This window comes from Buttiauxella sp. B2 (assembly GCF_006376615.1).
Lineage (GTDB): Bacteria > Pseudomonadota > Gammaproteobacteria > Enterobacterales > Enterobacteriaceae > Buttiauxella.
Genome location: NZ_VEXQ01000014.1, coordinates 1 through 14,179, shown reverse-complemented (window position 1 = coordinate 14,179; position 14,179 = coordinate 1). Strand labels below are relative to the sequence as shown.

Below are 14,179 nucleotides of genomic sequence, written 5' to 3'. Positions count from 1 at the left end.
GTTTCAGCAAACGAATAAATTACGCTAATTCATGAAATTTAATTACTAACTTCGTGGATAAGCGTTTCTTATGATGATCCGCTAAAAAGCAGCTTAAAAAGGGGGCAAAACCCCCTGAATCGCTATTTTCAATGCCAACAAAAATGATGCACTACTTGCGTTATCAGTTTGCGAGTTGGTTCGATAAAACGTGTTTCGATGTATTCGTCGGGCTGATGTGCCTGGTTTATTGAACCTGGCCCCAGGACTAACGTTGGGCAAATAGTCTGAATAAATGGCGCTTCGGTGCAGTAGTTCACCACTTCAGTCTGGGCACCCAGTAATTTTTCGACTACTTGCACTAGCTGATGGTCTTTGGCGCATTCATAACCTGGAATTGGCGGGTGCAGTTCAGAAATCGTCAGACGGCCTGGCCAGCGCTGGCTAACAGGTTCTAACGCTTCGTTAAGTAAACCGTTCAGATCATTTAACGTCAGACCTGGCAACGGACGAATATCCATATGCAGTTCACAGCAGGCACAAATACGGTTTGCAGCATCGCCACCACTGATATGTCCGAGGTTCAGCGTCGGATACGGCACGGTGAAGGCATCGTGGTGATAGCGGTCTTTCAGCGTGTTTTTCAGCGACATGATATGGCCGATGGCATCGTGCATTAGTTCGATGGCGTTTACGCCTCGAGCAGGATCGCTTGAATGGCCAGATTGCCCAAGAATGCGAATCGCATTTGAAATATGACCTTTATGAGCGCGTACTGGCTGTAATGAGGTCGGTTCGCCGATGATGGCGCAGTCCGGGCGTAAACTTGTGGTTTCAGAGAAATAACGCGCACCCGCCATCGTCGTTTCTTCATCAGCCGTCGCCAGAATATAGAGTGGCTTTTTCAGTGTGGAGACATCCACATCGCGCAGCGAATCGAGAATAAACGCAAAGAAGCCTTTCATATCGGCGGTGCCGAGGCCGTACAACTTATTTTCGTGCTCGGTCAGCGTGAAGGGGTCGCGCGTCCAGCGGCCATCGTCAAACGGCACGGTGTCGGTATGGCCCGCAAGCAATAGCCCGCCAGCACCATTACCAGTGCTCGCCAACATATTGAATTTATTGCGTGTACCCGGTACTGGCTGTATTTCGACGTTAAATCCAAGGTCGCGGAACCATCCAGCCAGTAAATTGATTAAAGACTCATTGCTCTGATCCAACGCGCTGTCGGTGGCGCTGATGGATGGCGTGGCGATCAATGCGCGGTAAATCTCGATAAAAGGAGGTAATTTCATCTTCACTGTTGACAGGCCTTAGCTCAGGTTGGTATACATAATCATGCAGTAATATTGAATAAAAATACATTATTACCTGCCGCGATGGAACCCTAAGTTCCAGTGGATTTAACCACGTAATTGCATGTTGGGTGATGGCTTTCCCGCTGACACCTTTAGCAGACACAACCTAAGAAGGTGTACAGCCGAGATGTTGAATACGCTGATTGTTGGTGCCAGCGGTTATGCAGGCGCAGAACTTGTGACCTATTTGAATCGCCATCCTCATATGAACATAACCGCATTGACGGTTTCAGCGCAAAGTAATGACGCAGGAAAGTTGATATCTGATTTGCATCCGCAATTAAAAGGTATCGTCGACATGCCGTTACAGGCGATGTCGGATATCAGCGAATTTACTGATGGCGTAGATGTGGTGTTCCTCGCAACCGCCCACGAAGTGAGTCATGATCTGGCACCGCAGTTTCTGGCTGCGGGTTGTGTCGTCATCGATCTTTCTGGTGCATTCCGCGTTAACGATGCCGAGTTTTATCAGCGTTATTATGGTTTTACCCATCAATATCCCGAACTGCTGGAGCAAGCCGTGTATGGCCTTGCGGAATGGCAGAGCGACAAACTGAAAGAAACCAGTTTGATCTCTGTTCCCGGCTGTTATCCAACTGCGTCGCAATTAGCGTTAAAACCTCTGATTGATGCTGGACTGCTGGATTTGAACCAGTGGCCTGTGATCAATGCAACCAGCGGAGTCAGTGGTGCCGGGCGTAAAGCGGCGATTTCTAACAGCTTCTGCGAAGTGAGCCTGCAACCATATGGTATTTTTAACCATCGCCATCATCCTGAAATCGCGACGCACCTCGGTACCTCAGTGATTTTCACACCGCACTTGGGCAATTTCCCACGTGGGATTCTGGCGACCATTACCTGCCGTCTGAACGCAGGTGTTACGCAGCAGCAAATAGCTGATGCTTTTAATCAGGCATATCAAGATAAACCGTTGGTGCGCTTGTACGACAAAGGCGTGCCAGCACTGAAAAATGTAATTGGCCTGCCATTCTGCGATATCGGTTTTGCCGTGCAGGGCGAGCACTTGATTGTCGTCGCAACCGAAGACAATTTACTGAAAGGCGCATCGGCCCAGGCCGTGCAGTGCCTGAATATCCGTTTTGGTTTTGCCGAAACGCAGTCTCTTATATAACCGGCAGTCGGGTGGAATAATAATGAATCCATTAATTATCAAGTTAGGTGGCGTACTGCTGGATAGCGAAGAAGCGCTGGAGCGTTTGTTTACTGCGTTGGTGAACTATCGTCAGTCCCATCAACGCCCGCTGGTGATTGTGCACGGTGGTGGTTGTCTGGTGGATGAGCTGATGAAAAAGCTCTCTTTGCCGGTGACGAAGAAAAACGGCCTGCGTGTCACGCCTGCTGATCAGATTGACATTATTACTGGCGCACTGGCGGGTACGGCAAACAAAACCTTGTTGGCCTGGGCGAAAAAACATGGCATCAATGGTGTCGGTCTTTGCCTTGGTGATGGCGATAGCGTGACGGTAACTAAACTGGACGAAGAACTTGGCCATGTTGGTCTTGCAAAACCGGGTTCAGATAAGCTGATTACCACGCTACTTGAAGCTAATTTTTTACCGATTGTCAGTTCCATTGGTGTGACCACTGAAGGCGAGTTGATGAACGTGAACGCTGATCAGGCTGCTACGGCGCTGGCAGCAACCCTTGGCGCGGATTTGATTCTGCTGTCAGACGTCAGCGGCATTCTGGACGGCAAAGGGCAACGTATTGCAGAAATGACGGCGGCAAAAGCTGAGCAGTTAATCGCTCAGGGCATTATTACCGACGGCATGATTGTTAAAGTAAACGCGGCGCTGGATGCAGCCCGCACGCTGGGCCGCCCTGTGGACATTGCGTCCTGGCGTCACGCGGAGCAGTTACCTTCTTTGTTTAACGGTGTGGCAATCGGCACCCGTATTCTGGCCTAGTTTTGCGCGTCATACTTCGAGCCGCAGATACGTTGGCTGAACTCGCTCACCCCAGTCACTTACTTTATGTAAGCTCCTGGGATTCTCGAGCTTGTCGCCTTTCTGTGACTCAAATTATTTAGCGCATCAATTTCGAATTTGAAGGATAAGACAATGCAAAATCACGGCATCAAAAAAATCGTTCTCGCATACTCTGGCGGCCTTGACACTTCTGCCATTATTCCATGGCTGAAAGAAAACTACGGCGGTTGTGAAGTGGTCGCGTGTGTTGTGGATATTGGCCAGGATCGCGAAGACCTGAAAGGCGTGGAACAAAAAGCACTGCGTTCGGGCGCAACTGAGTGCTATGTCGTGGATGCGCGTGAAGAGTTCATCAGTGACTACGTTTACCCGGTATTGCAGACTGGCGCACTGTACGAAGGCAGCTATCTGCTGGGCACTTCTATGGCGCGTCCGCTTATCGCAAAAGCACTGGTTGATGTAGCAAATAAAGTAGGTGCTGATGCTCTGTGTCACGGCGCAACCGGTAAAGGTAACGACCAGGTGCGTTTCGAATCTACCTGGGCGGCTCTGGCCCCACATCTGAAAGTGGTTGCGCCGTGGCGTGAGTGGAACCTGCGTTCCCGTGAAGCGCTGCTGGATTACCTGAAAGAACGTGATATCCCAACGACCGCGTCGCTTGAGAAAATCTACAGCCGCGATGAAAACGCATGGCACATCTCTACCGAAGGTGGTGTGCTGGAAAGCCCGTGGAATGCACCGAATAAAGATTGCTGGGTCTGGACTGTTGATCCGAAAGAAGCACCAGATCAGGCTGAGCAAGTTACGGTTACCGTTAAACAAGGCAAAGTTGTTGCGGTTAACGGTGAAACAATGACGCCGTTCCAGTGCTTGGAAACACTGAACAAGATTGGTTCTAAACACGGCATCGGTCGTATTGATATCGTAGAAAACCGTCTGGTTGGGATTAAGTCCCGTGGCTGTTATGAAACCCCAGGAGGCACCATCATAATGGCTGCTCTGCGTGGTGTTGAGCAGTTGGTTCTGGACCGCGATAGCTTCAAATGGCGTGAGCAGCTAGGCCTGGAAATGTCCTATGTTGTTTACGATGGTCGTTGGTTCGCACCGCTACGTAAATCTTTGCAGGCATCTGCCGAATCACTGGCAGAAGAAGTGAATGGTGAAGTTGTGCTGGAGCTTTATAAAGGCCAGGTTACGGCGCAGCAGAAAAAATCGCCAAACAGCCTGTATAGCGAAGAGTTCGCAACCTTCGGCGAAGACGAAGTATATGACCATAGCCACGCGGGCGGCTTCATCCGTCTGTTCTCGCTGTCATCTCGTATTCGTGCTTTGAACGAATTGAAGAAGTAAAAATCGCGTTAAGGGCGGATAGTTAAGATGTATCCGCCCTACAAAGTAATGAAGATAAATTAATGGAGCATCACTATGGCACTTTGGGGTGGACGTTTTACTCAGGCAGCAGACCAACGGTTCAAATCGTTTAATGATTCATTGCGCTTTGACTATCGACTGGCGGAGTTTGACATTGTGGGTTCTGTCGCCTGGTCCAAAGCGCTGGTTACCGTGGGTGTTCTGACTAATGCTGAACAGCAGGAACTTGAACAGGCCCTGAATTTCCTGCTTGAAGAAGTACAAGCTAATCCGCAGGCGATTCTTGAGAGCGATGCGGAAGATATTCACAGCTGGGTAGAAGGTAAGCTCATCGATAAAGTTGGTGCGTTGGGTAAAAAACTCCACACTGGCCGTAGCCGTAATGACCAGGTTGCCACTGACCTTAAACTGTGGTGCAAAATGCAAATCAACGAATTGCTGGGGGCGACTCGCCAACTGCAACACGCGCTGATTGAAACCGCTGAAAATAATCAAGATGCCGTGATGCCGGGTTATACCCACTTGCAGCGCGCGCAGCCGGTGACGTTTGCGCATTGGTGTCTGGCTTATGTTGAAATGCTGGCGCGTGACGAGAACCGTTTGCAGAGCACGCTTGAACGCCTCGACGTTAGTCCACTGGGTAGTGGCGCATTGGCGGGCACGGCTTATGAAATCGACCGTGAGCAACTGGCGGGCTGGTTAGGTTTTGCGTCTGCGACGCGTAACAGCCTGGATAGCGTGTCTGATCGTGACCACGTGCTTGAACTGCTTTCTGACGCATCTATCGGCATGATTCACTTGTCGCGCTTTGCCGAAGACTTGATTTTCTTCAACACAGGTGAAGCTGGGTTTGTTGAGCTGTCTGACCGTGTAACCTCGGGTTCATCCCTTATGCCGCAGAAGAAAAACCCGGATGCGCTGGAGCTTATCCGTGGTAAGTGTGGTCGTGTGCAGGGTGCTTTGACCGGCATGATGATGACTCTGAAGGGGCTGCCGCTGGCGTATAACAAAGATATGCAGGAAGACAAAGAAGGCCTGTTCGACGCGCTCGATACCTGGCTTGATTGCTTGCATATGTCAGTGCTGGTGCTGGATGGCATTCAGGTGAAACGTCCGCGCTGCAAAGAAGCTGCCGAGCAAGGTTATGCCAACGCAACGGAACTGGCTGATTATCTGGTAGCGAAAGGTGTACCGTTCCGTGAAGCGCACCATATTGTGGGTGAAGCGGTGGTAGAAGCGATTCGCCAGGGTAAAGCGTTGGAAGCATTGTCGCTAACAGATTTGCAGAAATTCAGTGCCGCCATAGGTGATGATGTTTATCTGATTCTGTCTCTGCAGTCTTGTCTTGATAAGCGTGCAGCTAAAGGTGGAGTGTCTCCTCAACAGGTGGCGTCGGCTATTGCCGATGCAAAACAACGTCTGATCTAGTCGTTTTGCGAACTAATGTGAGCCTGGCTTTGTGCCGGGTTTTTTTGTTTTTTAACGCAAAAAAAAGAGCGGACATAATGTCCGCTAAATGATTCACGTTGGCTTCAGTACTTAGTTCGGAGAACAGGGGTTCAACAACACAACCAAGGTCATGGATAGTTTGTGCTGTTGATGGCTATTATTCACCATCAACTATTGATAGGGATAATCGTTGGTTGCTATGATTTCTATCGCCATGGACTATCATGGCGACGGAGGATAGAGAATGAATATTCGTGATCTTGAATACCTGGTGGCGCTGTCTGAACATCGCCACTTTCGTCGGGCAGCGGATTCCTGCCATGTCAGCCAGCCAACACTGAGCGGCCAGATTCGCAAGCTTGAAGATGAACTCGGTGTCATGTTGCTTGAACGTACCAGTCGTAAAGTGTTGTTCACTCAGGCAGGCTTGCTGCTGGTGGATCAAGCTCGTACTGTGCTGCGAGAAGTAAAAGTCCTTAAAGAAATGGCTAGCCAGCAGGGCGAGGCAATGTCTGGGCCGTTGCACATTGGCCTGATCCCAACGGTGGGGCCATATCTGTTGCCACAGATTATCCCGATGCTGCATAAAACCTTCCCCAAACTGGAAATGTACCTACACGAGGCACAAACCCATCAACTGTTAGCGCAACTTGATAGCGGTAAACTCGATTGTGCGATTTTGGCGTTGGTGAAAGAGAGTGAAGCATTTATTGAAGTGCCGCTGTTTGACGAGCCAATGATGCTGGCGATTTATCAGGATCATCCGTGGGCGGAGCGCGATCGCGTACCGTTGTCAGATCTGGCGGGTGAAAAGCTGTTGATGTTAGAAGATGGGCATTGTCTGCGCGATCAGGCGCTGGGTTTTTGTTTTGAAGCGGGTGCGCAAGAAGATACCCATTTCCGTGCAACTAGCCTGGAAACGCTGCGTAACATGGTTGCTGCCGGAAGTGGAATTACCTTGTTACCGGCGCTGGCAGTACCGAATGAACGCTGCCGCGATGGTGTTGTATACCTGCCATGTTTTAAACCAGAACCGCGTCGTACTATCGGCCTGGTTTATCGTCCTGGTTCCCCACTGCGTGGTCGCTATGAGCAACTCGCAGAGGCCATCCGTACGCATATGGATGGCCATTTTGAGCCAACGTTAAAACAAGCGGTTTAAACCGTTTAGTGCCGCTACCCGATAGGCTTCCGCCATCGTCGGGTAGTTAAAGGTGGTGTTAACAAAGTACTCAATTGTGTTACCGCCACCTTTCTGCTCCATAATCGCCTGGCCGATGTGAATAATTTCAGCCGCGCGTTCACCAAAGCAGTGGATACCTAAAATCTCTTTCGTCTCACGATGGAAGAGAATTTTTAGTGTTCCCACGTTCATACCGACAATTTGCGCACGAGCCAGATGCTTGAACTGCGCCCGACCTACTTCGTACGGTACTTTCATCGAGGTTAACTGCTGTTCGGTTTTCCCAACTGAGCTGATTTCCGGAATGGTATAAATACCTGTTGGAATATCTTCAATCAGATGTGCAGTTGCTTCGCCTTTGACCATCGCTTGCGCTGCGATTCGGCCTTGATCGTAGGCCGCAGATGCCAGGCTCGGATATCCAATCACATCGCCAACAGCATAAATGTGTGGCTGGGCTGTCTGGTACATGCTGTTGACCTTTAACAGACCACGGCTGTCAGCTACCAGCCCAACATTTTCCAGCGACAATGAATCGGTATTCCCAGTGCGCCCGTTTGCGTAAAGCAGGCAATCGGCTTTCACTTTTTTGCCGGATTTAAGCGAAACAATGACGCCATCTTCCACGCCTTCAATGTTCTCGAACTCTTCGTTATGGCGGATAACGACACCGCTATTCCAGAAGTGGTAAGAGAGTGAATCGGACATCTCTTGATCGAGGAAGGCCAGCAAGCGATCGCGGGTATTAATCAGATCGACCTTGACGTTCATGCCACGGAAAATCGACGCATACTCACAACCAATTACCCCTGCGCCATAAATAATGACGTGGCGTGGTTCGTGGTGCAGATTGAGAATGGAATCGCTGTCGTACACACGCGGGTGGCTGAAATCCACTTCTGGCGGGCGATACGGGCGCGAGCCACAAGCAATCAAAAACTTCTCGGCGGTGATCATTTCCACCGAACCATCATGGCATTCCAGCGAGATGGTGTGCTCGTCTACAAAGCGCGCATCGCCTTGCAACATCTCACAGCGGTTTCGCTCATAGAAGCTTTGACGCATGCGAGTTTGTTGGTTAATGACGCTGTCGGCATGATTAAGAATGTCGGCGAATGAAGAACGAAGAAGATGAGTGTGGTCGCTGTATAACGGGTTTTGATTAAATTCGATAATGCGGCTGACTGCGTGACGGAGGGCTTTTGAGGGGATGGTTCCCCAGTGAGTGCAACCGCCACCCACGTTATGGTAGCGCTCGACAACGGCTACCCTTGCTCCAAGTTTCACCAGCCCCATTGCGGCACCTTCGCCGCCCGGACCGGAACCAATTACTATTGCATCATAATCGTAGGTGTGTGACATGGTAAGGCTTACCTGTTCTTATACATAAAAGCAACACAATGGTAACATCAACAGCAAGATAACCCAATTATCCTTGTGCTTTTTGCTACGTAACGCGAGGAAGCTCGCGTAAACAATCATTCACAATCCTGTATAAAACCAGTTAAGTTAATCTCTGGTATAGTGCAAATTCGATTTAAGAGATTCAGGCAAATGATGGGTGTAAGAGCGCAACAAAAAGAAAGAACCAGGCGTTCTCTGGTCGAAGCCGCGTTTAGTCAGTTAAGTGCTGAACGGAGTTTTGCCAGCCTGAGTTTGCGTGAGGTCGCCCGTGAGGCTGGTATTGCGCCAACATCGTTTTATCGCCATTTCCGTGACGTTGATGAGCTGGGGCTTACGATGGTCGATGAAAGTGGTCTGATGTTGCGCCAGTTAATGCGCCAGGCCCGCCAACGAATTGCCAAAGGTGGGAGCGTCATCCGCACGTCTGTCTCAACATTTATGGAATTCATCGGCAATAATCCCAACGCATTCCGTTTGCTGTTGCGTGAGCGTTCTGGAACGTCTGCTGCATTTCGTGCAGCTGTCGCACGTGAGATTCAGCACTTCATTGCGGAACTTGCGGATTATCTGGAACTCGAAAATCGCATGCCTCGTAGCTTTACTGAAGCGCAGGCAGAAGCCATGGTCACAATTGTCTTTAGTGCTGGTGCCGAAGCGCTGGACGTTGATGCCGATCAGCGTCGTCAGCTTGAAGAGCGCCTGGTGCTGCAGTTACGCATGATTTCAAAAGGTGCGTATTACTGGTATCGCCGGGAGCAAGAAAAAATGGCATTAGCTCAATTATCCGAAGAGTGAGTGAAGGAAGAGCAATGAAACAGTTACAAGAGAGAGGTACGCTCGGGTTAGCGTTTATCGCTGGCTTGTCAATAAATGGGACGTTTGCCGCGCTATTTAGCTCGGTTGTGCCGTTTTCCATTTTTCCGATTATTGCGCTGGTGCTGACGGTGTACTGTTTGCATCAACGCTATCAAAACCGCACGATGCCCGTTGGCCTGCCAAGTCTTGCAGCAGCGTGTTTTGTATTGGGCCTTTTGTTGTATAGCGCGTTTGTACGGGCTGAATACCCGGCGATTGGTTCTAATTTCCTGCCAGCGGTGCTTTCCGTAGCATTGTTGTTCTGGATCGGTATTAAAGTTCGCGCCCGTAAAGCGCAGGTAACTGAATAATATCCTGAGGCCAAAACAAAAACGGACGCCGAGGCGTCCGTTTTGCTATTTGCGTGTCAGCCAGACACCGCATTCCATATGGTGTGTGTATGGGAACTGGTCAAAGAGCGCCAGTCGCGACACGTTATGGGTTTGCGTCAGCGTTTCCAGATTTTCACATAACGTCTGTGGGTTGCAGGAAATATAAAGAATACGCGGATAGGCCTGTACCATTTTCACAGTGTCGGTATCCAGACCACTACGTGGTGGATCGACGAAAATAGTTTCGCACTGATAGCTTTTCAGATCGATACCTTTCAGGCGGTTAAACTCACGAACACCATTCATTGCCTGAGTAAATTCTTCTGCTGCCATGCGGATAATTTGCACGTTGTTGATTTGGTTTGCGGTGATGTTGTACTGCGCGGCTGCAACAGAAGGCTTGGCGATTTCGGTTGCCAACACGCGATTGAAGTTACGAGCCAATGCTAGCGAGAAGTTACCGTTTCCGCAGTACAGTTCAAGCAGATCGCCATTTGAACCTTTAGTCGCATCCAGTGCCCATTCCAGCATATGAATATTCATTGCGGCATTCGGCTGGGTAAAGCTGTTTTCTACCTGGCGATAAATCATCTCTTTACCGGCGACAGGCAAACGCTCATCAATGAAATCCTGATCTAATTCGATCTTGGTTTTGGTGGCGCGACCAATTAAATGAACGTTAAAACCTTGAGCACGTAGCTTATCGCGCAGTGCTTCAGCATGTTGCTGCCACTCTTCACCCAGTTTGCGGTGATACAACATTGAAACAACCGCTTGGTTGCTCATCGTCGTCAGATAATCAATCTGGAAGAGTTTATGGCGCAGAGCGGGAATATCACGCACACCATCGAGCATCGCTGGCATTAGTGCATTAATAAGCGAGCTAGCAGCCGGGAAGCTATTAACCCGAATGCGCTGCTTTGTCTGGCTTTCAAACATGATGTGGTACAGGTCATCTTCATCGTGCCAAATGCGGAATTCAGCACGCATCCGGTAATGGCTGACCGGTGAACGGAACACCTCCGGCTCAGGCGCGGCAAAAGGGGCCATCATGCTTTGCAAGCGGGCGACTTTTTCGGCCAGTTGCGCGTCGTATTGTTCAATCGGGAGATGTTCGGGTGTCATGGGCTGCTACCTGTTAATAAAGTCAAACTACGCGGCGATTGTATGGAATAGGCTCGTGTTGTCCAGCGCTGTTGTATTTTGATGCTTATAGACAAGCTTGTTAACAAAATCGTAGCATAGCGTTTCCGGCCTTTTACATAAGTTAAAAGGGAACCCAGTGTAATTCTGGGGCTGACGCGCAGCGGTAAGGAAGAGTGGGATGAGTGCAGCTAGCAGACACTGCTTATATAAGTGGGAAGTCATCATCCAGAAGTAAAACACCTCCAAGCCCGAAGACCTGCCGGTATACGTCGCAATCGGCATAACTATCGCGTGCTATCGGTTATGTCTGCGGCATCCTTATTGGAAAGCGGATGCTTATATAAATGAAGTTTAAAAAACTTTCGCTGTTTACGGCATTGTCCGTAACGGCTTTTTCTGGCTGGGCGCAAGACAGCAATTCTGATGACACTCTGGTCGTAACGGCAAATCGTTTTCAGCAACCAGTGAACACTGTTTTGGCTCCTACCGATATTGTAACCCGGGAAGAAATCGACCAATGGCAAGCCAAATCACTTAACGATGTGATGCGTCGTTTGCCTGGTGTGGATATCGTGCAGTACGGCGGTTTGGGGCAGACTTCCTCTATGTTTGTCCGTGGGACGAGCGCCAGCCATGTATTAGTACTGGTAGACGGTGTTCCGCTGGCGCGTCCTGGCATTTCCAACTCATCTGATATCAGCCAAATCCCTATCTCTTTAGTGCAGCGAGTAGAGTACATTCGCGGTCCGCGTTCAGCCGTTTATGGTTCTGGCGCGATTGGCGGTGTAGTCAACATCATCACTCAGACTGATGAAGAAAAATCGCAGATCAACGCGGGTGTAGGTTCGGATAGCTACCAGCAATACGACGGTACTTTTCGTAAGCGTTTTGGCGACACGGTAGCGACAGTCTCTGGTGCGTACGAATCCACCAAAGGGTTCAACGTCCAACCAAACTCTACTTATAGTGGCGATAACGATCGTGACGGATATCGTAGTAAGAGTTATTGGGCTGGCCTTGAACACAAATTTAGCGATGAATTTGATGGTTTCTTCCGTACCTACGGCTACACCAACAATAGCGATTATGATTTAGGTAGCCCTCCTTTCTCTGCTGCATATAGTGCAGATGAACATCAGCTCTACAATCAAAATTACGATGCCGGCCTGCGCTTCCACTCGGGAATCTATTCTTCGCAGTTGCTTGCCAGCTATCAAAAAGTCAAAGACTACAACTATAGCAGCGAGTATGGTCGCTATAACGATGGTACGACGCTCGACTATATGACCCAACGCAACATCCAATGGGGCAACAACTTTGTTGTGGGAAATGGTTCGATCAGTGCAGGCGTAGATTGGCAACAGCAGCGTCTGACGTCTTCTGACACCGTAGTGTCTGACAGCTATAACCGTGACAACACAGGTGTTTACCTAAGCGGCCAGCAGCAGTTTGGTGATGTGACGTTAGAAGCATCTGGCCGTGAAGATAATGATGAGCAATTCGGTTGGCACGGCACCTGGCAGACAGCCGCTGGCTGGGAGTTCGTTGAAGGTTATCGAGCTACCGTTTCTTACGGTACTGGATTCCTTGCGCCATCGCTTGGGCAGCAGTATGGTTCAACTCGCTTTGGTATCGACTCTAATCCAAACCTGAAGCCAGAAGAATCCAAACAATGGGAAGCTGGTCTCGAAGGATTAACGGGACCGTTGGATTGGCGCTTGTCTGCTTATCACTACAAGATTGATAACCTGATTACGTACTACTCTGATCCAGTGACTTATGATGGAGCCTACGACAACATCAAATCCGCTACCATCAAAGGACTTGAATGGACGGGTAGCATGGATACCGGCATCTTCACTCATAAAGTCACCTTGCAGTATATGGACCCGCGTGATGACCAGAACGGTGAAGTACTGGCTCGTCGTGCTAAACACCAGGCCAAGTACCAACTCGACTGGACCATGTTTAATGTGAATATGGATGTGGCGTGGCAGTATTACGGGAAACGCTACGACAACAACACCTCTGCTTATAACAACACTCAGCAAATTTTGCCGAGCTACAGCACAGTTGATATCGCTGCATCATATCCAGTCACCTCACACCTAACCGTTCGTGGTAGAATCGCCAACCTGTTCGATAAAGATTACGAGACGGTTTATGGCTATCAAACCCCAGGACGGGAATACAACCTCACTGGCAGCTATACCTTCTAATACACGTCCCACCGTACTGGTTTTTGATTCCGGTGTCGGTGGGCTTTCTGTGTATGATGAAGTCCGGCAGCTTTTGCCTGACCTGCACTACATTTATGCCTTCGATAACGTAGCGTTTCCCTATGGCGAGAAAAGCGAAGAGTTCATTGTTGAACGTGTAGTAGAAATTGTTACTGCCGTTCAGGAACGATATCCACTCGCACTCGCCATCATCGCCTGTAATACGGCAAGTACCGTTTCGCTTCCTGCGCTCCGTGAAAAATTCGCTTTCCCCGTTGTCGGCGTTGTTCCTGCAATTAAGCCAGCTGCACGCCTGACTACTAATGGCGTCGTTGGTCTGCTAGCAACCCGCGGTACTGTTCGTCGCCCTTATACCCACGAGCTGGTCGCACGCTTTGCTTCAGAATGCAAAATAGAAATGCTCGGATCGGCGGAGCTGGTAGAACTGGCTGAAGCCAAGTTGCACGGTAAGCCAGTTGATCTTGAAGAGTTACGCAAAATTCTTCGCCCATGGCTAAGAATGAAAGAGCCGCCAGATACAGTGGTATTGGGTTGCACCCATTTTCCTCTATTAGAAGACGAGTTGCTGCAAGTCCTGCCGGAAGGCACCAGGTTGATAGATTCAGGTGCTGCAATTGCTCGCCGTACGGTATGGCTTTTAGAGCATGAATCTCCGGCTGCATTATCTTCTGATGAGAATATTGCTTTCTGTATGGGGCTCACACCTGAAATTGCACAATTAACACCCGTTTTACAGCGTTATGGCTTTCCAAGGCTAGAAAAACTGGTTGTTTCCAGCGATTTTGAATAAAAAATCGACGGTTGAAATAAAAATTGAAAATAGGGGTTGTCAGCTTCCAGAAAATCCCTATACTGCGCCTCCACTGACACGGCACAACGGCTTACAAACCGGCCCGTCAGCCAGATGAAAAGC

At 49.5% G+C, this 14,179-nt stretch carries 12 protein-coding genes and 1 riboswitch; of the genes, 9 read left to right on the top strand and 3 right to left on the bottom strand.

Annotation, left to right across the window (positions count from 1 at the left end; translation table 11 throughout):
* Positions 1–128: 128 nt before the first annotated feature.
* Positions 129–1,280 carry an acetylornithine deacetylase gene (argE, locus tag FH968_RS15530; RefSeq protein WP_139881081.1) on the bottom strand — a complete coding sequence of 384 codons (1,152 nt, stop codon included), beginning with the start codon at positions 1,278–1,280 and terminating at the stop codon, positions 129–131.
* 184 nt (positions 1,281–1,464) lie between these two features.
* Here argE and argC point away from each other — a divergent pair, with 184 nt between their 5' ends.
* The 5 genes from argC (at position 1,465) to oxyR (ending at position 7,268) form a co-directional block, all read left to right on the top strand.
* Positions 1,465–2,469, top strand: a complete 1,005-nt coding sequence (gene argC / locus FH968_RS15525; protein WP_139881080.1) for an N-acetyl-gamma-glutamyl-phosphate reductase — start codon at positions 1,465–1,467, stop codon at positions 2,467–2,469.
* Positions 2,470–2,488: 19 nt separating this feature from the next.
* Positions 2,489–3,265: an acetylglutamate kinase gene (gene argB, locus FH968_RS15520; protein WP_139881289.1), complete on the top strand. Its 777-nt coding sequence runs from the start codon at positions 2,489–2,491 to the stop codon at positions 3,263–3,265.
* 153 nt (positions 3,266–3,418) lie between these two features.
* Positions 3,419–4,636 (top strand): argininosuccinate synthase, encoded by a 1,218-nt coding sequence (locus tag FH968_RS15515; protein WP_139881079.1) that lies wholly within the window; start codon positions 3,419–3,421, stop codon positions 4,634–4,636.
* A gap of 75 nt (positions 4,637–4,711) precedes the next feature.
* Positions 4,712–6,085 carry an argininosuccinate lyase gene (gene argH, locus FH968_RS15510; RefSeq protein ID WP_139881078.1) on the top strand — a complete coding sequence of 458 codons (1,374 nt, stop codon included), beginning with the start codon at positions 4,712–4,714 and terminating at the stop codon, positions 6,083–6,085.
* A gap of 265 nt (positions 6,086–6,350) precedes the next feature.
* On the top strand, positions 6,351–7,268 hold the full coding sequence (gene oxyR, locus FH968_RS15505) for a DNA-binding transcriptional regulator OxyR (RefSeq protein WP_139881077.1): 918 nt from the start codon (positions 6,351–6,353) through the stop codon (positions 7,266–7,268).
* On the opposite strand, the gene sthA is transcribed toward oxyR, so the two are convergent.
* Positions 7,251–8,651, bottom strand: coding sequence for a Si-specific NAD(P)(+) transhydrogenase (sthA, locus tag FH968_RS15500; RefSeq protein ID WP_139881076.1), 1,401 nt, complete (start codon positions 8,649–8,651; stop codon positions 7,251–7,253). The two genes, oxyR and sthA, sit on opposite strands and share 18 nt — an antisense overlap.
* 195 nt (positions 8,652–8,846) lie before the next feature.
* Between sthA and fabR the strand changes: the two genes are divergently transcribed.
* Together fabR and FH968_RS15490 are read left to right on the top strand one after the other, a co-directional pair.
* Positions 8,847–9,488: an HTH-type transcriptional repressor FabR gene (gene fabR, locus FH968_RS15495; RefSeq protein WP_139881287.1), complete on the top strand. Its 642-nt coding sequence runs from the start codon at positions 8,847–8,849 to the stop codon at positions 9,486–9,488.
* A 14-nt stretch (positions 9,489–9,502) separates the two neighbouring features.
* Positions 9,503–9,859: a YijD family membrane protein gene (locus tag FH968_RS15490; RefSeq protein ID WP_139881075.1), complete on the top strand. Its 357-nt coding sequence runs from the start codon at positions 9,503–9,505 to the stop codon at positions 9,857–9,859.
* 45 nt (positions 9,860–9,904) lie between these two features.
* Here FH968_RS15490 and trmA read toward each other — a convergent pair whose 3' ends face one another.
* Positions 9,905–11,005 (bottom strand): tRNA (uridine(54)-C5)-methyltransferase TrmA, encoded by a 1,101-nt coding sequence (gene trmA, locus FH968_RS15485; protein ID WP_139881074.1) that lies wholly within the window; start codon positions 11,003–11,005, stop codon positions 9,905–9,907.
* Positions 11,006–11,114: 109 nt separating this feature from the next.
* Positions 11,115–11,305, top strand: a riboswitch (cobalamin riboswitch).
* 65 nt (positions 11,306–11,370) lie between these two features.
* On the opposite strand from trmA, the gene btuB reads away from it, so the two are divergent.
* Both btuB and murI read left to right on the top strand, forming a co-directional pair.
* Positions 11,371–13,245 carry a TonB-dependent vitamin B12 receptor BtuB gene (gene btuB / locus FH968_RS15480; protein WP_139881073.1) on the top strand — a complete coding sequence of 625 codons (1,875 nt, stop codon included), beginning with the start codon at positions 11,371–11,373 and terminating at the stop codon, positions 13,243–13,245.
* Entirely contained in the window at positions 13,190–14,056 is an 867-nt protein-coding gene (gene murI / locus FH968_RS15475) for a glutamate racemase (protein WP_139881071.1), read from the top strand. The genes btuB and murI overlap by 56 nt, the downstream gene beginning before the upstream one ends.
* Positions 14,057–14,179 lie beyond the last annotated feature (123 nt).

Coding starts and splice junctions, on each gene's coding strand:
- argC (WP_139881080.1), top strand. CDS start 1,465: ATGTTGAATACGCTGATTGTTGGTGCCAGCGGTTATGCAGGCGCAGAA.
- FH968_RS15515 (WP_139881079.1), top strand. CDS start 3,419: ATGCAAAATCACGGCATCAAAAAAATCGTTCTCGCATACTCTGGCGGC.
- argH (WP_139881078.1), top strand. CDS start 4,712: ATGGCACTTTGGGGTGGACGTTTTACTCAGGCAGCAGACCAACGGTTC.
- oxyR (WP_139881077.1), top strand. CDS start 6,351: ATGAATATTCGTGATCTTGAATACCTGGTGGCGCTGTCTGAACATCGC.
- sthA (WP_139881076.1), bottom strand. CDS start 8,651: ATGTCACACACCTACGATTATGATGCAATAGTAATTGGTTCCGGTCCG.
- fabR (WP_139881287.1), top strand. CDS start 8,847: ATGGGTGTAAGAGCGCAACAAAAAGAAAGAACCAGGCGTTCTCTGGTC.
- FH968_RS15490 (WP_139881075.1), top strand. CDS start 9,503: ATGAAACAGTTACAAGAGAGAGGTACGCTCGGGTTAGCGTTTATCGCT.
- trmA (WP_139881074.1), bottom strand. CDS start 11,005: ATGACACCCGAACATCTCCCGATTGAACAATACGACGCGCAACTGGCC.
- btuB (WP_139881073.1), top strand. CDS start 11,371: ATGAAGTTTAAAAAACTTTCGCTGTTTACGGCATTGTCCGTAACGGCT.
- murI (WP_139881071.1), top strand. CDS start 13,190: ATGGCTATCAAACCCCAGGACGGGAATACAACCTCACTGGCAGCTATA.